Genomic DNA, 21394 nt, shown 5'->3' with positions numbered 1-21394 from the left:
CCGTGATGCCTCACTTGCCGGCTTGTTCGGCGGCCCTTCTGGGATTGACCGCCGGCGTCGGCGGGTCGGGTATTTCGGTGGCGACAGGCTTTGGCGGTTGCGGCTCCGTCGCCGGCGCTTCGGGGCCGGCCTTGCTGAGCGCGACCGAGATGCCGAACACCTTCCATTGCCGTTCGACCGGCGCAAACAACAGCTCGAAATTGACCTGCATCGGCACCGAGGGAAAGAAACCGGCCATATGCAACATGCCGTTGGACTCGATCTGCGGCAGCAGCGTCAATTGCGGCTCCAGCACCGCGACGCCGCCGAGGTCGATGCCGTCATTGCGGTGGCTGGCGAAGATCTCGGCAAGCTTGGCCGCATTGTTGGTCTGGAAGCCCGGCGCGCCGAGATCGCGCAGCACCGTGTAATTCCCCGTCTTGTTGGCATGGTCGAGCGCCAGCAGCGAGCCGCGCACCAGGATCAGCACGCCGTTGCGCTCGATATTGGCCGGCTTCGGCGCCTGGGGCTTGGCCGATTTCTGGATTTTCGACGTTTGCGCCAGGGCAGGCTGGACAAGCTGCGGAACGGCTGCCGTCAGCACCAAGGCGGCCAGCAACATTCTGCCCGTCGGCCGCACCGATCCCGGCAAGATTGAGGTCATGCCCGCTGCATCAGTTGAGTGTCCACGATGCGCCGACGCTGACGCCGACATCGCCACGGTTGGTGGAGGCCGACACGGCGGCGTTGAGGCGGAAATCCAGGCTCGTGCTATAGCCAAGGCCGAGCGCCAGGCCCGACTGGCCCTTGAAATGGCCAAAGCCGCCAGCCAGCGACAATTTGCCGGGCCTGTCGTCGTAACGCAATCCCGCCGTCGCCAGCGCAAGCGCCGTTCCGGCGCGGGCTTCCGAGCGGTTTTCGCTGACCTGCTCGCCAAGGTTCTGCAACCCGCCCTCCAGCGCGCTGACGCGGCCGTCGAGCAGGGCGATGTTAGCCTCGTTGATCGTGGTGCGACTGTCGAGGCTGAAAATCTGCGCGGTGTGCAGGTTGAGCGTGTTGGTATTGTTGGTGATACGCGCCTCGTGATCGGCAAGCTGGATCGTATGATTGCCGACCGTCGTGTTGAGCGCGTTGATCTGGTTGGTGTTGTTGACAATGCGCGTCTCGTGATCGGCAAGCTGCATCGTGTGGCTGCTTACCGTGGTGTTGAGCGAGGCGATCTGGGTGGTATGGGCTGCAACGTCGTCGGCCAGTCCTTCGAGTTCGTCGATGTTCACGGAAGCGGTCGCCAGATTGCCCGCGGCGTCGGACGTCACCAGGTATTTCGGTCCGCTCTGGGCCTCCCTGCTGGCTGCGCTGTTGATGCCCGACAGAGTGTAGGTGGCGCTGCTGTTGCCGATAGCCACCTGATTGGCGCGTGTCGTGGTCACACCTTGGCCTACGGCGACTGAATCGGCAAAATTGGCCGTCGCACCGGTGCCGAGGGCGGTGGCATTCACCGCATTCGCCTTGGCCGAGGCGCCAAGAGCGGTAGCGTTGGCCTGGTTAGGGCCTCCCGCACCAGCCTGAGCACGGGCGCCGATAGCCGTCGTGCTTGCATTGTTATGGTTGATGGGACCCGAGATTCCCCCGGCCCACGCATCATCGCCAAGAGCGGTACTGAGGTCTCCATCAGAAACGGCTCTACCGCCGACCGCCGTCGAGGATCCGCCCGCAGCTTGGGCGATAGTTCCGCATGCCATACCGGTGGGCGAAGCCCCGGCGCCATCTGCGCCATAATTTATATCTTCACACACAAACGCAGCCGCCGGAGTCGGCGCGAGGGCCACCAGGCCGGCTGCCGCGGCTATCACCAAAGCTCCGGCCCCGCGAACCGGCACGCGGGACGACATCAGGATGCCGGCAGCCCCCAATGCAGCCGACCACTCAAAGCCTTCTACAACACGGCTCTTCATCGAATTATCCCCTTCTTTCCAGAACGGCGCCGGCCGATCGCAAAGCTCCCGATGAGATGGACCATGCATGAAGCCGGCAACGGCCGGACAGTCGGCAAATGCCTACACTTCGCGGCATTCCCCCTGTTCTTGCAGCGTTTTCAGTCCTGGCTGTTGCAATCTTGCAACGTCGGGCCGGTTGACTGACCGAAATCACGAAAACGGCCGCGCGCTCGTCAGCAGCGCCACGAGCTGGCTTTGGCGACTGGTTCCGGTTTTCCGAAAAATTCGCTCGAGATAAGTACGGGCCGATTTGACGGCGATGCCGATTTCGAGGGCGGCTTCCTGTACGGAACGGCCTGAGGCAAGCACGACGGCGAGCCGGGCTTCCGCCGGCGTCAAGTCGAACAGGCCCGAAAGGATATTGGGCGACGGCACCGTCGCGCTGATGCTGACGGCGGTTGCCGCGACAAGGATATCCGCGCCCGAAAAGATGTCATGTGCGGCACGGCGCAACGGCAAAAGGTGAACGATCAGCGCAGGCCGCCCCTCGACGGCTGGGACAGGGATGGACCGCACAACGCGATGGTCGTCGTTGTGCATGATGGCTTGCTGGAAAAGCGCGTTTGCAGACAGGTCCGCAAGCACCATGCCGCCGCCGGCCTGGGGGATGAACACGTCCTTCATATCTTCCAGCAGGCGGTTGACCGTCAGCACGCGGCCCGATCCGCTCATGACTGCCGCCGGCAGCTCGATCTCGCTCAGAATGGACACGGCGGTCCTGGCCCGCTCCAGACCGAGCCGCCCGGCGACAAGGCCGGCCCGCGCCAGATGCGGACGCAGTCCGTTCAGCAGGTCGATCGCCGCTTGATCGTACTTGCCGTCCTTCAGCCAGCGCTGGAAGACGAACAGCACCAGCTCTCCGCTCGGCATGGGAATCGACGTGCAGACGGGCGATCCGACGCCGAAATTTCTTGCCCATGCGTAGATCGGGTCCCGCTCGATCTCATCGCCGGTCATGAAGTCGTCGACCCGCACAAAGCTTGCCGGCTGGGTGCTGCACATGCGCTGTACGCTTTCGGAAAATTTCCAATCGGCCATGAAAGCGTCGATCAAGGGTTCGGCCCGCGCCTCGCCGATGGCGCGAAGCGGCGAATGATCGCTGATCATGAAGATCGCGCCGCTTGCCGAGCGCGAGACCGCGCTGGTCGCCTCCAAAGCATCCGGCCACAGCTCGGCTGCGAATGCGGCTTCGTAGATACGGTCGACGATGGCGAAGGCTTCTTCGTTTCGCGGCATTTCCAGCATCGGCACCCCCCTGACGGCTGGCGAGGCAAGAACTGAGGGCACATCCTGCCACGCAAAGTTGCATGGCGGAAGCTTTCAACCGCTGGCGATTATGGATCGCTTACGGCGTCGGGAAATAGCGCCGTGCAGGCAGCGCCAAAGCGGACGCCACGCGGTCAAGAGTCGCAGTTCAGGCCCTTTCGGCATGGTTTATTAATTGCTTGACCCGATTGTGAATTCGGGCCGGGTTGAAGCACGACCCCAAAAAGGCCATGCTTTACCTGTAAAGATCGAGTCTACGGCGATCCCGCTGACGCGGAGATGGCGTTTGGCTGAAAGGGATATGATGCGGCAAGGATATGCGCGCTGGCTGACGGGGCTGGCAATCGCGACGGGCATGGCGATCTCGGCTTTGCCGGCGCATGCCAAACAGACCGCCGAGCCGGTCAGGATCACATCCTTCTCGGGGGCCTATCTTGCCGCCAGGATTGCCGACGGCGACAACGACCTCGACAGCGCCATTTCCTATTACAAGCAGGCGCTTGCGTTCGATCCGAACGATACGGGACTGCAGCAGAGCCTGATGCTGTCGCTGATCGCGCAGGGGCGCTTCGACGAATCCCTGGTCTATGCCGACAAGCTCAAGGCGGTTCCCGATGTCGAGCGCTTCTCGCGCCTGGCGCTGGCCATCGATTCCTTCCACAAGAAGGATTTCTCCAAGGCCGAATACTGGCTCAAGCTGTCGCTCGAATCCGATCTCGACCGGCTGATCTCCGGCGTCATGACCGGCTGGGCCAAGCAGGGTGCGGGTGACGCCGGCGAGGCCATGGCTTCCATCGACAAGCTGCAAGGCCCCGACTGGTTCAGCCTGTTCAAGTCCTTCCACCGCGCCTTGATTGCCGACGCCTCCGGCCTGCCCGACAGGGCGGATGCGCTCTACACCGCCACCGTGCAGGACACGGCCGCCGGCGGTGCGGCCCCCGAAACATGGATGCGCAACGCGCAGGCCTACGCCTCTTTCCTCGCCCGCAAAGGCGACAAGGCCAAGGCGCTGTCGGTGCTCGACAAGGCCGAGGCGTTTGCGCCCGGCAAGGTCGAGATTGCAGCCCTTCGCGACAAGATCAACAAGGGCGAAAAGATCGAGCCCTTCGTTGCCGGTCCGTCGGACGGCGCCTCGGAAATCCTGCTCGATCTCGCCACCGCGCTCAACCGCGGCGGCGGCGAGCCGTTCGTGCGGCTTTATCTGCAATATGCCCTGGCGCTGCGGCCCGACAACGACGCGGCGCTCGTTCAGCTTGCCGCCGTTGCCGAGCAGTTGAAAGACGGCGAGGGCGCCATCGCGCTCTATCGCCGCATTCCCGCCGGCTCGCCGCTGAAGCAGCTTTCGGACCTGCAGCTTGGCCTCAACCTTGCCGATCTCGACCGCAACGACGAGGCGATCACTCACCTCAAGGCCATCGTCGATGCGCATCCAGACGACATGCGCGCCTATCTGGCGCTCGGCGGCGTCTATTCCTCGAAGGAGGATTTCCGCTCCGCCGCCAATCTTTACGACAAGGCGGTCGAGGTGCTGAAGACGCCGACCGCCGCCAACTGGAACATCTTCTACCAGCGCGGCATCGCCTATGAGCGGCTGAAGGAATGGCCGAAGGCCGAGCCGAATTTCCGCAAGGCGCTGGAGCTCTACCCCGACCAGCCGCAGGTTCTGAACTATCTCGGCTATTCCTGGGTCGACAAGAACATGAACCTCAAGGAAGGCCTCGCGATGATCCAGAAGGCCGTCGACCTGAGGCCGAGCGACGGCTACATCGTCGATTCGCTGGGCTGGGCCTATTACCGCCTTGGCCAGTTCGACGATGCAGTGCGCGAAATGGAACGCGCCGTTTCGTTGAAGCCGGAGGATCCGGTGCTCAACGATCACCTCGGCGACGCTTACTGGCGCGTCGGCCGCAAGCTGGAAGCCACCTTCCAGTGGAACCAGGCCCGCGACCTGAAGCCGGACCCGGATGTGCTTGCCGCCTTGCAGCAAAAGCTGATGAAAGGCCTGCCGCCGATCGAATCCAACACGGCGCAGGAAACCCCGAACGTAAAGCCCTTGCCGGCGCCCGCCCCTAAGGGGTGACCCTTCTTTCCTTCTCCCCTTGTGGGAGAAGGTGGATCGGCGCGCAGCGCCGAGACGGTTGAGGGGTGTCGGACGGATTGCCGTCGGTGCCAAGCTGGAGCACCCCTCATCCGACCGAGCTTCGCTCGGCCACCTTCTCCCACAAGAAGGGGAGAAGGGAACACCTTCAAAGGCCTGACCCCCTCTGCCTTGACGCTTGCTGGCCAGGCATCTAGGACGTGCCGGCATCCCGCCTTTCCCGCCGAGGCCGCCGTGACCATTCCTGCCCACATGCACCCCAGCCGCTCGTTCCAGGGGCTGATCCTGACCTTGCATAATTATTGGGCGGACTATGGCTGCGTCGTCCTCCAGCCTTACGATATGGAAGTCGGCGCCGGCACCTTCCATCCGGCAACGACATTGCGCGCGCTCGGCCCAAAACGCTGGAATGCGGCCTATGTCCAGCCCTCGCGCCGCCCCAAGGACGGCCGCTATGGCGAGAACCCGAACCGGCTGCAGCACTATTACCAATACCAGGTGATCCTGAAGCCCAATCCGCCCAATCTGCAGGAGCTTTATCTCGGCTCGCTGGCCGCGATCGGAATCGATCCGCTGCTGCATGACATCCGCTTCGTCGAGGACGACTGGGAAAGCCCGACGCTGGGCGCCTGGGGGCTGGGCTGGGAGTGCTGGTGCGACGGCATGGAGGTGTCGCAGTTCACCTATTTCCAGCAGGTCTGCGGCATCGAATGCGCCCCGGTGGCGGGCGAGCTCACTTACGGGCTGGAACGGCTGGCCATGTATGTGCAGGGCGTCGACAATGTCTACGACCTCAACTTCAACGGCCGCGAAGGCGCCGACAAGGTGACCTATGGCGACGTCTTCCTGCAGGCCGAGCAGGAATATTCGCGCCATAATTTCGAATTTGCCAACACCGCAATGCTGCTCAGGCATTTCGAGGACGCCGAAGCCGAGTGCAAGGCGCTGCTCGAAGCCGGCGCGCCTGTCTCCCCCCTTGAGGGGGAGATGCCCGCGAAGCGGGCAGAGGGGGTCACCTCAGAAGGCACTGCAGGTCAGGCGTCGAGCACTACGCGGGCGACCCCTCCCGGCCAGACTTTGTCTGGTCCCCTCAAGGGGGAGGGATACCACCGCCTTGTATTCCCCGCCTACGACCAGTGCATCAAGGCCAGCCACGTCTTCAATCTGCTCGACGCACGCGGCGTGATTTCGGTCACCGAGCGCCAGAGTTATATTTTGCGGGTGCGCAATCTGGCCAAGGCCTGCGGCGAGGCGTTTCTGCTGACGCAGGCGGGCGGCTTGGCGGCTTAGCTCCAGGCGGTTTCGGCAGGGGCGCTGATTGGCAACGTGCCTTGGCCGCTTGCACCGGCTATTGTCCGCAGCGCTTGCCTGACGCCGGGCATCGAGAACGTGCCATGAACTTGCGCCGTGAAGCAGGCGCTGAGCGCGAGGATCTGCAGGAATGTCGATGCCGTTCTCATGGTCGTTCAGCCAATAGCTCTCTGCCTGAGCGTTGGTCGCTTCAGCGCTGCGTTCGGTTCAGGGAAATCTTTGATCCAAGGACGGGCGGACCGGCGCGTGTCCGACAGGCGGCTGAATTTTTTCGGAAATGCCGTTAGATGTCCCGATCGAGCGGGGAAGGGTGACAGCGGCCAGCCGAGTTGCTATGCCCCCGCTTACCTCCCCCTCGATGGGGGAGGTCGCCGCGAAGCGGCGGCTATTTTTGTCCATGAGTTCCTTCGATGCCCGACCTGCTTTTAGAACTCCGTTCGGAAGAGATTCCCGCCCGCATGCAGCGCAAGGCTGCCGGCGATCTCAGGAAGCTTTTGACCGACGGGCTGGTCGACGCCGGGCTGACCTATGAGGCGGCGCGCGAATATTGGACGCCGCGCCGGTTGACGCTCGACATTCGCGGCCTGACCGCCCGCTCGAAGGACATCAGCGAGGAGATCAAGGGGCCCTCGACCAAGGCGACCGAGCCGGCGGTGCAGGGTTTTCTGCGCAAGGCCGGCCTTGCCTCGATTGCCGAGGCGCATGTTCATTCCGATCCGAAGAAGGGCGACTTCTACGTCGCCCATATTTCCAGGCCGGGCAGGCCGGCGGAGCAGATCATCGCCGAGCTGGTGCCGGGCATCATCCGCAACTTCCCCTGGCCGAAATCGATGCGCTGGGGGCCGGCTTCGGCCAAGCCCGGCTCGCTGCGCTGGGTGCGGCCATTGCAATCGATCCTGTGCACCTTGGGCCCCGAAACCGAGGAGCCGGTGGTCGTCGATTTCGAGATCGACGGCATCCGCTCCGGCAATATCACTTACGGCCACCGTTTCCATGCGCCTGGCGCCATCACGGTGCGCCGCTTCGACGATTATGTCGCCAGGCTTGAGACGGCCAAGGTCGTGCTCGATGCCGACAGGCGCAAGGAGATCATCCTTGCCGATGCCAGGAATCTTGCTTTCGCCAGCGGGCTCGATCTCGTCGAGGACGAGGGGCTGCTGGAGGAAGTGTCGGGCCTGGTCGAATGGCCTGTCGTGCTGATGGGCGAATTCGAACAGGATTTTCTCGCCATTCCGGCCGAGGTGATCCGGCTCACCATCCGCGCCAACCAGAAGTGTTTTGTGACACGGCCGCACGGCGCGGGCGAAGAGCTCTCCAACCGCTTCATCCTGACTGCCAACATCGAGGCCAAGGACGGCGGCAAGGAGATCGCCCACGGCAATGGCAAGGTGGTGCGCGCGCGCCTGTCCGACGCGCTCTATTTCTGGAGAACCGACCAGGGCGACCTGCCGGATCTCGACCAGCTGCAGGCATCGGCGGAAAAGTTCGGGCTTGATCTAAAAAAACCGCTCGACCAGCGCATGGCCCGCCTCGACCACCTCAATGTAACGTTTCATGCCAAGCTCGGCACGCAAGGCGAGCGGGTGGAGCGGATTGCCAGGTTGGCCGAAGAATTGGCGCCGCTCGTGGCGAGTTCAATCTCCCCCCTTGAGGGGGAGATGGCCGGCAGGCCAGAGGGGGTCGCCTCGGCTGGCGCGACGCGACCTGACGTTTCGAAGCAAGAGGAAGTTGGCGCTCCACGCGAGATGACCCCCTCTGTCGCCTTCGGTGACATCTCCCCCTCGAGGGGGGAGATTACCGCGCTGGCGCGCCGCGCTGCCGTCCTCGCCAAGGCCGACCTCACCACCGAAGTGGTTGGCGAGTTCCCGGAACTGCAAGGCGCCATGGGCCGCAAATACGCGCTGCTGCAGGGCGAGCACCCCTCCGTCGCCGCCGCGATCGAGGAGCACTACAAGCCGCAGGGACCGTCCGATCGCGTGCCGACCGATCTGGTGTCGGTGGCGGTGGCGCTTGCCGACAAGCTGGATACGCTGGTCGGGTTCTGGGCGATCGATGAAAAGCCGACCGGATCGAAAGATCCCTATGCGCTGCGTCGTGCAGCACTGGGAGTGATCAGAATCTTGGTCGAGAATGAGGTCCGATTGGAGATTGCTATGCAGTTTATCCGTTCAGGGCGTCATCTAATGGCGCAACTGCTTCAAAAGGAGGCCGGCAAAGCCGAGGCTCGGCTTGCACCCATGCGAGCAATGGAAGAACTGTCCGGAAAAGGCTTGTTGAGCCAACTGACCAGCCTATCCGAACGCGCCTCTCAACTGATGTTTAGCGACGCCGATGTACCGCCTCAGGATTGGGAGATTGATCGCGCCCGCGACCTCCTCGCCTTCTTCCACGACCGCCTGAAAGTCTATCTGCGCGACCAGGGCGCGCGGCACGATCTGATCGACGCCGTACTGGCGGCGGGCTCGCGCCCAATCTCCCCCCTAGAGGGGGAGATGTCGGCGCAGCCGACAGAGGGGGGCGCTGTCCCGCCAGCCTCTCATTCTGTCGCGCCCCCCTCTGCCCTGCCGGGCATCTCCCCCTCTAGGGGGGAGATCGGCCAATCGTCCAACGACGACCTCCTGCAAATCGTCCGCCGCGTCGAAGCGCTTGGCTCCTTCCTCGACAGCGAGGACGGCAGGAACCTGCTTGCCGGCACCAAGCGCGCTGCCAACATCGTGGCTGCCGAGGAGAAGAAGAACACGACGATCGCCGACCGTGTTGAGCCGGCGCTGTTCCGGGAGGGCGCCGAAAAAACCTTGTACGCCGCGGTCAATCAGGCCGAGAGGCAAGCCGGCGAAGCAATTCAAAACGAAGACTTTTCCGCCGCCATGCTGGCGCTTAGCGTGTTGCGCGAGCCGGTTGATTCATTCTTTGAGAAAGTCCTCGTAAACGATGAGGACCAGGCGGTGCGCGCCAATCGCCTGGCATTGCTCGCCCGCATCCGCGCGGCGACCGACCGGGTCGCGGATTTCTCCAAGATAGCCGGCTGACGTCCGGAAAAAAATCATCGCTTGTGGCGCTATTTCGGCTGGTCGGGAGCTGCTAGCGGGGCAGGCTGCTGCGCAGCCGGTTCAGGGGTTTTGCTGGCGACCTTTGGGTCGGCTTTGCTGTCCGCGGCGGGCGCGGCAGCGATGGCCGGCGCGACCTTGGGCGCCGGCGTTGCAAAGGCATCGCCGACGATACCGCCGCGAATGATCATCGGGCTTCCGTCGAAGCCATGACTCGGCTGGCTCGGGATCGCCGCGACCTTTTCATCGGTGACGTTTTCATTGACGTCAGGCAACTTCTCGCCGAGCGCGACGATCGACGGTGTTTTTGCCCGTTCGAGCGCGCCGGCACTTACAACCGAAGGCGTCGCCGTCGTTTGCCCGAGAAAAACGAGCGACGAGGCCTGTGCCGTGCCGGCCATAAACGCCAGACCAAGCGCTCCAAGGATACGCATCGAAAGCATGATAATTCCCCTTGCCCAACAAGACGGCACCGTAGCCGAGGGCAGTTGATGCCGGCTTGCGGGGAAACGGAGCATTTTAGTGATTTGCGATTCGCCTACGCCCGGACTTGCTCCGTCGGCGTCAGCGTATTAGGCACCCGCATCCGTGAGGTGACGACAGTGGCTGAAATTCGTGCCGTCGGCGAGGCGATGGAAAGGGCGTTGGCGCTGCTCGAGAGCGGCGACGTCGTCGCCATCCCGACCGAGACCGTCTATGGGCTGGCCGGCGACGCGACCAATGGCGTTGCCGTGGCCCGCATCTTCGAAGTCAAGGGCCGCCCTCGCTTCAACCCGCTGATCGCCCATATAGCCGACCCGGCGATGGCCGAGCGCATCGCGCTGTTCGATCCGCTGTCGGAAAGATTGGCGCAGGCATTCTGGCCGGGGCCGCTGACGCTGGTGCTGCCGCAACGGCCCGGCAGCGGCATTCATCCGCTGGTCACCGCCGGTCTGGAAACGATCGCGCTGCGCATGCCGAAAGGCTTTGGCGGCGAGCTGATCGCCAGGTTCGGCCGCGCGCTGGCGGCGCCAAGCGCCAATTCCTCGGGCAGGATCAGCGCCACGACGGCCGAGGCCGTGGCCGCCGATCTCGGTCCCCGGATCAAGCTTGTGGTCGATGGCGGCGCGACGCCGGTCGGGCTGGAATCGACCATTGTCAAGGTCGAAGCTGGAAAGCTGCGGCTGCTGCGGCCGGGCGGCATTGCCGCCGAAGAGATCGAAGCAGTGGCCGGGTCAAAGTTGCTGCGCGGCGCTTCGGTCATCGAGGCACCTGGCATGCTTGCCTCGCACTATGCGCCAGGTGCGGCGGTGCGGCTCAATGCTGCGGAGGTCGCACCGGGCGAAGCCTTGCTGGCCTTCGGCCGCCGCCGTGCCGAAGGCTGGCGCGACGCAGCCGCACTGCGCAATTTGTCGGAGACCGGCGACCTGCGCGAGGCGGCAAGCAATCTCTTCGCTCATCTGCAGGATCTCGATAGCAGTCGCGCCAAAACCATCGCCGTCGAGCCGATCCCGTTCGACGGGCTGGGCGAGGCGATCAATGACCGGCTTTCGCGCGCCGCCGCCCCGCGTGACAAGATCGCCCCGCGTGACAAGATGGATTGAGCACCATAGTTTCCACCCATGAACGACATTTCCCCCGATCTCGACCCCGCCGTCGTCGCCCGCTTTGCGGCAATCGTCGGCGACAAATATGCGCTGCGCGATCAGCGGGACATCGCGCCTTTCCTCACCGAGCGGCGCGGACTTTGGCACGGCAGGACGGCTTTGGTGCTGAGGCCGGGGAGCGTCGAGGAGGTCAGCCGCATCATGCGGCTGGCAACCGAAACCGGCACGCCCATCGTGCCGCAAAGCGGCAACACCGGGCTGGTCGGCGCCCAGGTGCCGGACGCATCCGGCCGCGAGATCGTGCTGTCGCTGTCGCGGCTGAACCGCATCCGCGAGATCGATACGCTGTCCAACACGGTGACGGTCGAAACCGGCGTCATCCTGCAGACGCTGCAGGAAGCGGCCGATGCCGCCGACCGGCTGTTTCCGCTGTCGCTTGCCGCGCAAGGCTCCTGCCAGATCGGCGGCAATCTCTCGTCCAACGCCGGCGGCACCGGCGTGCTTGCCTACGGCAATGCGCGCGAGCTCTGCCTCGGCGTCGAAGTGGTGCTGCCGACCGGTGAAGTGTTCGACGATCTGCGCAAGCTGAAAAAGGACAATACCGGCTACGATCTGAAGAACCTGTTCGTCGGCGCGGAAGGCACGCTCGGCATCATCACCGCCGCCGTGCTCAAGCTGTTCCCCAAGCCCAAGGGGCGCGAGGTGGCGTTTGCCGGCCTGTCATCGCCGGAGGCGGCATTGTCGCTGTTCAGCCTGGCGATGGACCGTGCAGGGGCAGCGCTCACCGCCTTCGAGCTGATCGGCCAGAGGCCCTACGACTTCACGCTTGCCCACGCACAAGGCGTGGTGCGGCCGCTTGCCGGCGATTGGCCGTGGTATGTGCTGATGCAGATCTCGTCGGGCCGTTCGGCCGGCGACGCCAGGGCGCTGATCGAGGAGGTGCTGGAGGCAGGCCTCGAGCAAGCGATCGTCGGCGATGCGGTGATCGCGGCAAGCATGGCCCAGGGCGATGCGTTCTGGAATTTCCGCGAGGTGCTGCCCGAGGCGCAGAAACCGGAAGGTGCCTCGATCAAGCACGACATCTCGGTGCCGGTGGCGTCAATCCCGCCCTTCATTGAAAAGGCCGCCGTCGTCGTGCAATCGGTCAGTCCCGGCGCGCGCGTCGTCTGCTTCGGCCACATGGGCGACGGGAACCTGCACTATAACATCTCCCGGCCGGCCGACGGCGATGACGAGGCGTTTCTCGGCCTTTACCACGTCATGAACAGGGCCGTGCACGACGTCGTGCGCGCGTTTCATGGCTCGATCTCGGCCGAGCACGGCATCGGCCAGTTGAAGCGGGACGAATTGATCGCGACGGCGCCGCCGATGGCGATCGAGCTGATGCGCAGGGTGAAGGCCGCCTTCGATCCGGCCGGCATCATGAATCCGGGTAAGGTTATCTGATCCTTTCGCCGGCCTGCGCCGGTTGGCATTCCGATAACCATCCGCCCCGGATCAGCAAAATTTAACCGACTTTCTTAAGCGCGAGGATAAGAAGCCCGCGCTAATGTTTCTCCACAAACGAGGCTGGGAAAACCGGCCCGGAGAACCGGAAACACCGGCTCTCAGGAGAAACAGGAAAGGCACGATATGAACACTGGACTGAAGCCAGTCTGGGCCGGCCGCAATATGCGTCTCGACCCATTCCGCCTGCCGCAGGTGGTGAGCTACGCCACCCGCGACGACTATGGCGACGTTACCTTCACCATCGACCAGCGCGGCGCGGTTATCCGCCGCACGCTGGAGATGAGCGGCGTGCCGGCGATCATCGCTCTGCCCGCCAACGCGTTTCGCGGCGTCGCCGCCCGCGCGATGGAGGATCCGGATGGCAATGTCACAGTGACGCTTGAGCTTCTGCACAATGACCCGATGCTGTCGGTGCCGCTGCTGGTCGCCGACGATCTCGACGACGTCGCCGCCGACTGGCGCGCCTGGGCCGACGCCTACCGCCTGCCGATGCTGCTGATCGAGGCCGACGGCATCGCCCGCACGCTGGAAGAATCGCTCGGCGCCGCCATCAAGGCGCTGCCGGCGCAGGACCGCCGCAAGGGTCGCGTCTCGACCATGCGCCGCCCGCGCTTCCTCGCCCGCCGCCGCGCCGGCGACCTCGGCCTCAGGCTGGTCATCGGCGGCGAAGAGCTTATTTCGCGGGAATAGCTAAACCAGCGGCTTCAGCGCCACCCAGACCGCGCCGCCGATCAGGCCGAGGAAGATCAGCCAGCCGACCTGGTTGTTCGATCTGAACAGCCTCAGGCACTGGTCCGGATCGTCGATGTCGAGCACGCCGATCTGCCGCGCCAGATTCGCGCCGGCGGCGATCAGCCCGGCAAGTGCAGGCACCGGTGCCTGTGCCGAGGCAAAGGCGATGGCGAAGCAGACCAGCGCTCCGCCATAAAGCCCGGCCAGCCAGACCTTGGTATTGTCGCCGAACAGGCGCGCCGTCGAGCGCACGCCGACGATGGCGTCGTCTTCCTTGTCCTGATGCGCATAGATCGTGTCATAGCCGATCACCCACAGGATCGAGCCGATATAGAGCATGATTGCCGGCCCATCGAGATCGCCGAACTCGACCGCCCATCCCATCAGCGCTCCCCAGGAAAAGGCAAGGCCGAGAACGAGTTGCGGCCAATTGGTGTACCGCTTCATGAACGGGTAGACGGCGACGATGACCAGCGAGCCGATGCCGAGCAAGATGGCGAAGCTGTTGAACTGCAAAAGCACGGCAAGGCCGACCAGTGCCTGCACGACAACAAACATCCAGGCCTGCCGGCGCGTGACCTTGCCGGCCGGCAGCGGCCGCGAGCGCGTGCGTTCCACCTGGTTGTCGATGTCCTCGTCGACCAAATCATTGTAGGTGCAGCCGGCGCCGCGCATGGCGAACGCGCCAAGAAAAAACAGCAGCAGATACCACGGCGACGGCAGCAGCGAGAGCAGCGGGTCCGTCGGACGCGGATAGGCGCTCGCGGCAAGCGCAGCCGACCACCAGCATGGCCACAGCAGCAATTGCCAGCCGATCGGCCGGTCCCACCGGGCAAGCTGCGCATAGGGCCACAACCGCCGCGGCAGCACGCGATGGACCCAGTGGCCGCTCGGCGCATCGGCGACGCGGCCCTGGGCCGCTTTCGACTGGACGGTTTCCATTTTGCTGGAGTGGCAGCAGAGGCGAATGCCGTCAAGCGTCAAGCAGCCCCCGCACGCTCGCCACGCGCAATCGGCGCTTCGGCAGCCAAATGTCTTGACCCGTCGCGCGCGGCGCAATAGCGCAGTCCTGGTCGTGAAATGGCAAGGAATCTGGGCATGCGTGTTTTGCTGATCGGCTCCGGCGGACGAGAGCATGCGCTTGCCTGGAAGATCGCGGCGTCGCCGCTGCTGACCAAACTCTACGCGGTGCCCGGCAATCCGGGCATCGGCCGCGAAGCCGAGCTGGTGAGGCTCGATATTGCGGATCACACGGCGGTTGCCCGGTTTTGCCTCGAGAATGAAATAGGCCTAGTCGTGGTCGGGCCGGAAGGGCCGCTGGTCGCCGGCATTGCCGACGACCTGCGCGCCGAGGGCATCCGCGTCTTCGGACCGTCAAAGGCAGCGGCACGGCTGGAAGGCTCGAAAGGTTTCACCAAGGACCTCTGCGCCAGATACGGCATCCCGACCGCCGCCTATGGCCGCTTCGACGATCTGGCTTCGGCCAGGGCCTATGTCGAGAAGACGGGTGCGCCGATCGTCATCAAGGCCGACGGCCTCGCTGCCGGCAAGGGCGTCACCGTCGCCATGACGCTTGACGAGGCGCTGGCCGCGCTCGACGCCTGTTTTGACGGCTCCTTCGGCCAGGCCGGCGCGGAAGTGGTGGTCGAGGAGTTTCTCGTCGGCGAAGAAGCAAGCTTCTTCTGCCTGTGCGACGGCACCACCGCGCTGCCCTTCGGCACCGCGCAGGACCATAAGCGCCTCAGTGACGGCGACACCGGCCCGAACACCGGCGGCATGGGCGCCTATTCGCCGGCGCCGGTGATGACGCCGGAGATGATCGACCGCACCATGCGCGAGATCGTCGAGCCGACCATGCGCGGCATGGCTGAAACAGGCGCGCCGTTTTCCGGCGTGCTGTTCGCCGGGCTGATGATCACTGACAGCGCGCCGAAGCTGATCGAATACAACACCCGTTTCGGCGACCCGGAATGCCAGGTGCTAATGATGCGGCTGAAGGACGATCTCCTGGTCCTGCTCAACGCAGCCGCTGACGGCCAGCTGGCGCATACTTCGGTGCGCTGGCGCGACGAGGCGGCGCTCACCGTGGTGATGGCAGCCAGGGGCTATCCCGGCACGCCGGAAAAGGGCTCGGTCATTCGCGGCGTCGAGGCGGCGGCAGGTGAGGGCGTCGAGATATTTCATGCCGGCACCGCCATAAACGGCGGCGCACTCGTCGCCAATGGCGGTCGCGTGCTCAACATCACGGCGACCGGCCGCACCGTCGGCGAGGCGCAGAAGAAGGCCTACGCCGCGCTCGACCGGATCGACTGGCCGCAAGGCTTTTGCCGCCGCGACATTGGCTGGCTGGCAGTGGCGCGCGAGCAGTCGAACTGATGCATCGGGCGGCCTTCGGCCTCAGCGCAAGCCGTGGTCGAATTCGGTCGAGACGCTGCTGACCGCATCGGCGGTGGAGACAAATCCTGGCACCGATGCCGCACGCTTTTCGTTTCGCGTCCAGGCGACATATTCGGCAATCCCGCGCGGAAGGCCCGGCGCCGCTTTCGCCGCAGGCATTTGAAAGCCGCTGCTGAACCTGGCCAGGCGCGCCCTGAATACCGCGACCATCTCCTCGAAGCTTGCTGGCGTCACGCTGGCGTAAGTGATGGTGCCGCCGGCGAGCCCCGCCTCGCGTGAGAGCGGCACCGGTATCGAGGTGAGATAATCCGGCTGCACGTCGATCAGGCCGCCGAACGGCCACTGCGCGCGCAATTCCGTGGCGTTCATCGGCGCGACGCTGACGTCGATATCGTTGGGTGTGCCCGCGACCCTGTAAGGGCAGCGGAACCGGCCGCAATTTGCTCGCGCCGAAAACTGCCAGAGCGCATAACCCTGCCAGTTGCCCATCGGAAAATGCACGTCGATGTCGGGCTTGTAGCGCGCATACCACAGCGGCAGCCGCGACAGCAGCTGGTATTTGTATCTGTTGTCGGCGATGTGCCGGGCGGTCGTTCCATTGGTGTAGAGCACCGGAAAGCGGCCGAGCCGCCGATGCACCTGGCGGACGAATTCTTCGGCGTCGTCCAGCGACATCCACTGCGTCGGGTCGTCGTCCTCGATGTCGAGGGCAAGCAGGTCGTCCGGCCCGGGTTCGGCGAACTCGATGAAATGATTGGCCTGGCCGACCGGGTTGCCGGGGCGGGCGAGGTGATAGGCGCCCCATTTCAAGCCAAGCGCCTTGGCCACAACCTTGCGCGTCTGGAACAGTTCCTGTGCCATCGCATGGCGTTTCCAGAGCGTCTTGCACAGCCGCGTCTCGGTCTCGTCGCCGAAACAGAAATAGGGTGGCGGCATTCCGTCGGATGCCTTGTTGATGAAGCCGACAAGACGCTTGTCGGTGGCAAGCCTGGTCCAGTCGATGGAATTGTATTCGTAGGCGTCGACGACCAGCGCCCGGTCGGCATCCTTCCACGGTTCGGAGAAATCCGAGGCCTTTGCCGGCGTCAGCATCAGGGTCATCGCGGCCGCGACAAGGAGAAGCGCTGAGCGGACAAGGGGGCGCGCCGGCGTTTTCAAACAGCAGATCCTTGCTGGCCAAAGCCAAATCCTGAACCGCCATGGTTAAGGAAATGCTTCGGGTGCCGAGTGGGCGAGTTGGAGCGCTGGAGAAGCGATCCTTGGTGCTCCTCAAGAGCAAAGCGATGGTTGCGATTGTCAGCCAAATAGCTTCAACGCTGTTGCTATGGGCAGGAACAGTGATAGCGGGCGGCTCTGAAACGAGGTGAAGCCATGCCTGCGATAATACGCGACCGCCTGGTCATCCTTGGCATCGACAATCAACGCGAAGGCTGCTGGGGCAGCGCTAACGCTACATCGTAGCGCATCCACGATCAGCGCCGACCCGACCCGCCGCCGCTGGTATCGGGCATCGACGGCCAGCCTGCCGACCAATATCGCGGGCAGAACCGGGTAGCGTGGCAGATGTTTTGTCTGTTCGTCAGGCAAGGACGCGATTGGTATGCTCGACGCCGCCAAAGTGTAATATCCGGCGATCGCGCCGCCATCGCGATCCACGGCAACGAAGCAATTGCCGACTCGGCGTTTGACATCCTGGCTGGCTTGCTCCCGAATGTAGCGGTCGAGCGCCGGTACCCCGCAGCTGAACGCCTTGCGATCATGCGATCCGCCGAGCGGTTCGATAATGACGGCGAAAGTCACCGGGTTTCGACGACCAGCCGTTTGTGGGCGTCGGCAGCTTTGCGCAGTGCCTCATTAGGCTCGGGCGGATTGAGAATCGCCTCCATCATGGCGCGCTGATCTTCGATGGAGATACGCATGATGGTGGTGTTCTCGATAGTGCGCTGCGCCGCCTCTTGAGCGGCGGCGACCACGAAGTCGCTGACGCTGCGGCCCTGGATTTCGGCGGCACGTTTCACAACGTCCAGCATATCCGGCGAAATACGGGCTTCGAGACGGGCGGTGCGGGTCTGTTGGTTTGGCATTATCGTCACCCCTGATGCTGCCTTGTACGGGAAATAGCCGTACAAATCAAGTGCGTCGTCCGACTCTAAATAATTTTGCAGACGAGCCAGCAACTGCAAAATCCGCGTGACAAAGTTTGACGTTTACGTAAAACGAAGGTGGACGGGGAGCGTCGGCACGGATCTTGAGTTGACCTGCCGGACTGAGGAGAGCCGGACAGAGGAGGAGCGAGCGCCATGTATCGGGCACCGGTCGAGGAGATCGCCTTCACCCTGAAGCATGTCGCCGGCTTGAAGCCGGCGCTCGATACCGGCATCTTTGGCGAACTCGGCGAGGACCTCGTCGACGCCATTCTGGCCGAGGCCGGCCGCTTCGCCAGTGAGGAGGTGGCGCCGCTCTACAAGATCGGCGACCAGCAAGGCGCGGTGCTCGACGGCGCTGCCGTCACCACCCCGCCCGGCTGGAAGGAACTTTATCACCGCTGGATCGGCGGCGGCTGGAATGCGCTGTCCGCGCCTGAAGCGTATGGCGGCCAGGCGCTGCCGGCCATGCTCGGCGTCGCCGCGCTCGAAATGTGGAACTCCGCCTCGATGGCGTTCGGCATCGCCCCGACGCTGACCATGGCCGCGGTCGAAGCACTCGACAAGCATGGCTCGCAGGCACTCAAGGCCAAATATCTGGAAAAGCTGGTCTCCGGCGAATGGATGGGCACCATGAACCTGACCGAGCCGCAGGCAGGCTCGGACCTGAATGCCTTGCGAACCCGCGCCGAGCCGGCCGGCGACGGCACCTACCGCATCTTCGGGCAAAAGATATTCATCACCTATGGCGAGCACGATTTCACCGACAACATCATCCATATGGTGCTGGCGCGGCTGCCGGACGCGCCGGCCGGCACGCGCGGCCTGTCGTTGTTCCTGGTGCCGAAATTCCTGGTCGGAGACGATGGCGCGCTGGGCGCACGCAACGACGTCTTCTGCTCCGGGCTGGAGCACAAACTGGGCATCCACGCTTCGCCGACCTGCACGATGATTTATGGCGATGGCTTCGAAGGCACCGCGCCCGGCGCGATCGGCTGGCTGGTCGGCGGGGAGAACAAGGGCCTCGCCTGCATGTTCACCATGATGAATAATGCGCGCCTTGCCGTCGGCATTCAGGGTGTCGCGGTCGCCGAGGCGGCGACGCAGAAGGCGCTCGCCTATGCAAACGATCGCCGCCAAGGCAAGGCGGCGAGCTATCGCGGTGCCGGCATGGCGCCGATCGTGCATCACCCCGACATCCAGCGCAGTCTTCTGACCATGAAGGCGCTGACCCAGATTGCCCGTGCCATCTGCTATTCCTGCGCCCACGCCATCGATCTTGCGTCGCAGAGCGAAGATGCAAAGCACTGGCAGGAACGCGCCAATCTGTTGACGCCGCTGGCCAAGGCCTTTTCGACCGACGTCGGCGTCGAGGTCGCCTCGCTTGGGCTGCAGGTGCATGGCGGCATGGGGTTCATCGAGGAGACAGGGGCCGCAGCACTTTATCGCGACGCGCGCATCGCGCCCATTTACGAAGGCACCAATGGCATCCAGGCGATCGATCTGGTGACACGCAAGCTGCCGCTCGGCGGCGGCCGGCATGTGCATGGCTACATCGCCGAACTCAAGGCCGTCGCCGATGCGGTGCGAGCGTCGAACCTTGAAGGCTTCGGCCGGACCGCCGATCGCCTCGACCAGGCGCTCGACGAGCTCTCCCAGGCAACCCGTTTGCTGCAAGACCTGCAGGCCGAAGGCCGTTCGGACGAGGCGCTGGCCGGCGCCACACCCTATCTCACGCTGATCTCGCTTGCCGCGGGCGGGGCCTATCTGGCGCGCGGCGGGCTTGCCGACCAAAACCGTATCGCGCTTTGCCGGTTCTTCGCCGAGAACCTGCTTGGCGAAGTGGGCGCGCTGAAGGAGCGCATCATCGGCGGCGCCGACAGCCTTGCCGTTGCCGGCAAGGCGCTGATTTCAGCCTGACGTTCGCACGCGCCGATATTCATGGCCCGAAATTCACAAAGGACCAATCCGTGACAGACCACATCCTCGTCGAACGCCAGGGCGCCATCCAGATCATCCGCATCAACCGTCCGGACAAGAAGAACGCCCTGACCCGCGCCATGTACGCGACGATGTCGGCGGCTCTTGCCGGCGGCGACGCCGATCCGGCGATCCGCGTTCATGTCTTTCTCGGCGTGCCCGGTGCCTTCTCGTCCGGTAACGACCTTGCCGATTTCATGGTCGTCGCCTCGGGCGGCGAAGGCGGTTCCGAGGTCTGGGATTTCCTGAGGGCGCTGGCCAAGGTGGAAAAGCCGATGGTTTCCGGCGTCGACGGCATTGCGGTCGGTATCGGCACCACGCTCAACCTGCATTGCGACCTGACCTTCGCCACGCCGCGCACACTATTCCGGACGCCCTTCGTCGATCTCGGCCTTGTGCCGGAGGCCGGTTCGAGCCTGCTCGCGCCGCAGATCCTCGGCCGCCAAGGCGCCTTCGCGCTGCTTGGCCTCGGCGAGGGCTTTTCGGCCGAGCGGGCGAAGGCCGCTGGGCTGATCTACGAGGTGGTCGAGGAAGAGGCACTCGAAGCATCGGTATTGGCGGCGGCGGGCCAGATCGCTGCCAAACCGCCGCAAGCGCTGAAGATCGCGCGCGACCTGATGCGCGGCTCGCGCGACGCCCTTGTCGAGCGCATCGGCCAGGAAAGCCAGCATTTCCGCGAGCGGCTCAAATCCGACGAGGCCCGCGCAGCCTTGACGGCCTTCATGACCAGGAAGAAGGCCTAGACCTTCTGGCCTTGTCTCGCATCGTGGACCCGCCGGCAGCAACCGGCGGGTTTTCTTGCCATGATCTCTTTGTCACATCGCCATTTTTTTACATTCGGCCTGGGCCTTTGCCGAAGACGTGTCGATCATGAACGTCTTGCCTTTGGCGTCGGTCATCAACATCATGCAATGCTTGATCGGTTTCGCCATTTTCATCATTTCGGCGCTCATCTTCGCGTCGGGCATCATGGTGCCCATATGCCCATCGGGCATGATCGCCATGACCTCCCCACCCTTCATCACCGTCATTGTCCCCATCGCGTCCTCCGCAAAGGCTTGCGAAGCGAAAAGGCAGGCAAGACCGGCCAGCGTGACCAACCTGAGTGAATGCATTGTTTCCTCCTGAATTTGCGCCAGCGGCGCGTTGAGCCCTTTCCTGGTTCGTTCCGGCAAGTTGGAACGTTTCACGCACACGAGATCGTGATCGTGGGAATTGGAAATCCGGCAGAAGCGGCCCGGCCTTGGCCGCCTTCATGACCAGGAAGAAGGGCTGAAAAAATGGGCGCCGGTGCGGAAGCTGCCGATCTGCCCCACAAGGGCCCACAAGGGGGAGATCGGCGCTCCAC

General features: G+C 64.1%; 19 protein-coding genes. 9 read left to right on the top strand and 10 right to left on the bottom strand.

Features of this window, described 5'->3' with window-relative positions; all coding sequences use genetic code 11:
- Nucleotides 1-10 precede the first annotated feature (10 nt).
- The 3 genes from NKJ81_RS07970 to NKJ81_RS07960 all read right to left on the bottom strand — a co-directional run bounded on the left by NKJ81_RS07970 (nucleotide 11) and on the right by NKJ81_RS07960 (nucleotide 3212).
- A complete protein-coding gene (locus NKJ81_RS07970) occupies nucleotides 11-643 on the bottom strand; it encodes a hypothetical protein (RefSeq protein WP_352540115.1) in 633 nt (210 codons plus the stop codon).
- A 10-nt stretch (nucleotides 644-653) separates the two neighbouring features.
- On the bottom strand, nucleotides 654-1721 hold the full coding sequence (locus NKJ81_RS07965) for a YadA-like family protein (protein WP_352502062.1): 1068 nt from the start codon (nucleotides 1719-1721) through the stop codon (nucleotides 654-656).
- Between the two features lie 405 nt (nucleotides 1722-2126).
- On the bottom strand, nucleotides 2127-3212 hold the full coding sequence (locus NKJ81_RS07960; protein ID WP_352540114.1) for a helix-turn-helix transcriptional regulator: 1086 nt from the start codon (nucleotides 3210-3212) through the stop codon (nucleotides 2127-2129).
- A gap of 334 nt (nucleotides 3213-3546) precedes the next feature.
- On the opposite strand from NKJ81_RS07960, the gene NKJ81_RS07955 reads away from it, so the two are divergent.
- Together NKJ81_RS07955 and NKJ81_RS07950 are read left to right on the top strand one after the other, a co-directional pair.
- Complete coding sequence (locus NKJ81_RS07955; protein ID WP_352470709.1) at nucleotides 3547-5322, top strand: tetratricopeptide repeat protein; 1776 nt, start codon at nucleotides 3547-3549, stop codon at nucleotides 5320-5322.
- Nucleotides 5323-5592: 270 nt separating this feature from the next.
- A complete protein-coding gene (locus NKJ81_RS07950; RefSeq protein WP_502904278.1) occupies nucleotides 5593-6630 on the top strand; it encodes a glycine--tRNA ligase subunit alpha in 1038 nt (345 codons plus the stop codon).
- Here the strand turns inward: NKJ81_RS07950 and NKJ81_RS07940 are convergent.
- Nucleotides 6627-6800 (bottom strand): hypothetical protein, encoded by a 174-nt coding sequence (locus tag NKJ81_RS07940; protein ID WP_352501982.1) that lies wholly within the window; start codon nucleotides 6798-6800, stop codon nucleotides 6627-6629. The two genes, NKJ81_RS07950 and NKJ81_RS07940, sit on opposite strands and share 4 nt — an antisense overlap.
- 261 nt (nucleotides 6801-7061) lie before the next feature.
- Between NKJ81_RS07940 and glyS the strand changes: the two genes are divergently transcribed.
- A complete protein-coding gene (glyS, locus tag NKJ81_RS07935; protein ID WP_352540113.1) occupies nucleotides 7062-9680 on the top strand; it encodes a glycine--tRNA ligase subunit beta in 2619 nt (872 codons plus the stop codon).
- Nucleotides 9681-9709: 29 nt separating this feature from the next.
- Here the strand turns inward: glyS and NKJ81_RS07930 are convergent, their stop codons facing one another.
- Complete coding sequence (locus NKJ81_RS07930) at nucleotides 9710-10141, bottom strand: hypothetical protein (RefSeq protein WP_352470682.1); 432 nt, start codon at nucleotides 10139-10141, stop codon at nucleotides 9710-9712.
- Between the two features lie 159 nt (nucleotides 10142-10300).
- Between NKJ81_RS07930 and NKJ81_RS07925 the strand changes: the two genes are divergently transcribed.
- The 3 genes from NKJ81_RS07925 (at nucleotide 10301) to NKJ81_RS07915 (ending at nucleotide 13483) form a co-directional block, all read left to right on the top strand.
- Nucleotides 10301-11281 (top strand): L-threonylcarbamoyladenylate synthase, encoded by a 981-nt coding sequence (locus NKJ81_RS07925; protein ID WP_352540112.1) that lies wholly within the window; start codon nucleotides 10301-10303, stop codon nucleotides 11279-11281.
- Between the two features lie 18 nt (nucleotides 11282-11299).
- Nucleotides 11300-12730 (top strand): FAD-binding oxidoreductase, encoded by a 1431-nt coding sequence (locus NKJ81_RS07920; protein WP_352470680.1) that lies wholly within the window; start codon nucleotides 11300-11302, stop codon nucleotides 12728-12730.
- 186 nt (nucleotides 12731-12916) lie between these two features.
- Entirely contained in the window at nucleotides 12917-13483 is a 567-nt protein-coding gene (locus NKJ81_RS07915; RefSeq protein ID WP_023674094.1) for a DUF6101 family protein, read from the top strand.
- On the opposite strand, the gene ubiA is transcribed toward NKJ81_RS07915, so the two are convergent.
- Entirely contained in the window at nucleotides 13484-14467 is a 984-nt protein-coding gene (gene ubiA / locus NKJ81_RS07910) for a 4-hydroxybenzoate octaprenyltransferase (RefSeq protein WP_352540157.1), read from the bottom strand.
- A 156-nt stretch (nucleotides 14468-14623) separates the two neighbouring features.
- Between ubiA and purD the strand changes: the two genes are divergently transcribed.
- The gene (gene purD / locus NKJ81_RS07905; RefSeq protein WP_352470679.1) at nucleotides 14624-15901 is read left to right on the top strand and encodes a phosphoribosylamine--glycine ligase; all 1278 of its coding nucleotides are present in this window, start codon (nucleotides 14624-14626) and stop codon (nucleotides 15899-15901) included.
- Nucleotides 15902-15922: 21 nt separating this feature from the next.
- Here the strand turns inward: purD and NKJ81_RS07900 are convergent, their stop codons facing one another.
- The 3 genes from NKJ81_RS07900 to NKJ81_RS07890 all read right to left on the bottom strand — a co-directional run bounded on the left by NKJ81_RS07900 (nucleotide 15923) and on the right by NKJ81_RS07890 (nucleotide 18099).
- Nucleotides 15923-17080: a glycoside hydrolase family 25 protein gene (locus NKJ81_RS07900; RefSeq protein WP_502904275.1), complete on the bottom strand. Its 1158-nt coding sequence runs from the start codon at nucleotides 17078-17080 to the stop codon at nucleotides 15923-15925.
- A 138-nt stretch (nucleotides 17081-17218) separates the two neighbouring features.
- Nucleotides 17219-17722: a GNAT family N-acetyltransferase gene (locus NKJ81_RS07895; RefSeq protein WP_352470677.1), complete on the bottom strand. Its 504-nt coding sequence runs from the start codon at nucleotides 17720-17722 to the stop codon at nucleotides 17219-17221.
- Nucleotides 17719-18099 carry a type II toxin-antitoxin system TacA family antitoxin gene (locus NKJ81_RS07890; protein WP_352540111.1) on the bottom strand — a complete coding sequence of 127 codons (381 nt, stop codon included), beginning with the start codon at nucleotides 18097-18099 and terminating at the stop codon, nucleotides 17719-17721. Before NKJ81_RS07890 ends, NKJ81_RS07895 begins: the two co-directional genes overlap by 4 nt.
- 123 nt (nucleotides 18100-18222) lie before the next feature.
- Here NKJ81_RS07890 and NKJ81_RS07885 point away from each other — a divergent pair, with 123 nt between their 5' ends.
- Both NKJ81_RS07885 and NKJ81_RS07880 read left to right on the top strand, forming a co-directional pair.
- Entirely contained in the window at nucleotides 18223-19986 is a 1764-nt protein-coding gene (locus NKJ81_RS07885) for an acyl-CoA dehydrogenase family protein (RefSeq protein WP_352540110.1), read from the top strand.
- 50 nt (nucleotides 19987-20036) lie between these two features.
- The gene (locus NKJ81_RS07880; protein WP_352540109.1) at nucleotides 20037-20789 is read left to right on the top strand and encodes a crotonase/enoyl-CoA hydratase family protein; all 753 of its coding nucleotides are present in this window, start codon (nucleotides 20037-20039) and stop codon (nucleotides 20787-20789) included.
- 72 nt (nucleotides 20790-20861) lie between these two features.
- Here NKJ81_RS07880 and NKJ81_RS07875 read toward each other — a convergent pair whose 3' ends face one another.
- Complete coding sequence (locus NKJ81_RS07875) at nucleotides 20862-21146, bottom strand: hypothetical protein (protein WP_352470673.1); 285 nt, start codon at nucleotides 21144-21146, stop codon at nucleotides 20862-20864.
- Between the last annotated feature and the right edge of the window lie 248 nt (nucleotides 21147-21394).

Origin of the sequence: Mesorhizobium sp. M0018 (assembly GCF_040323955.1) — a bacterium.
In the GTDB taxonomy this organism is placed as follows: domain Bacteria; phylum Pseudomonadota; class Alphaproteobacteria; order Rhizobiales; family Rhizobiaceae; genus Mesorhizobium.
The sequence above is the reverse complement of the archived record's forward strand: the minus strand, read 5'-3'. Positions and strand labels throughout refer to the sequence as shown.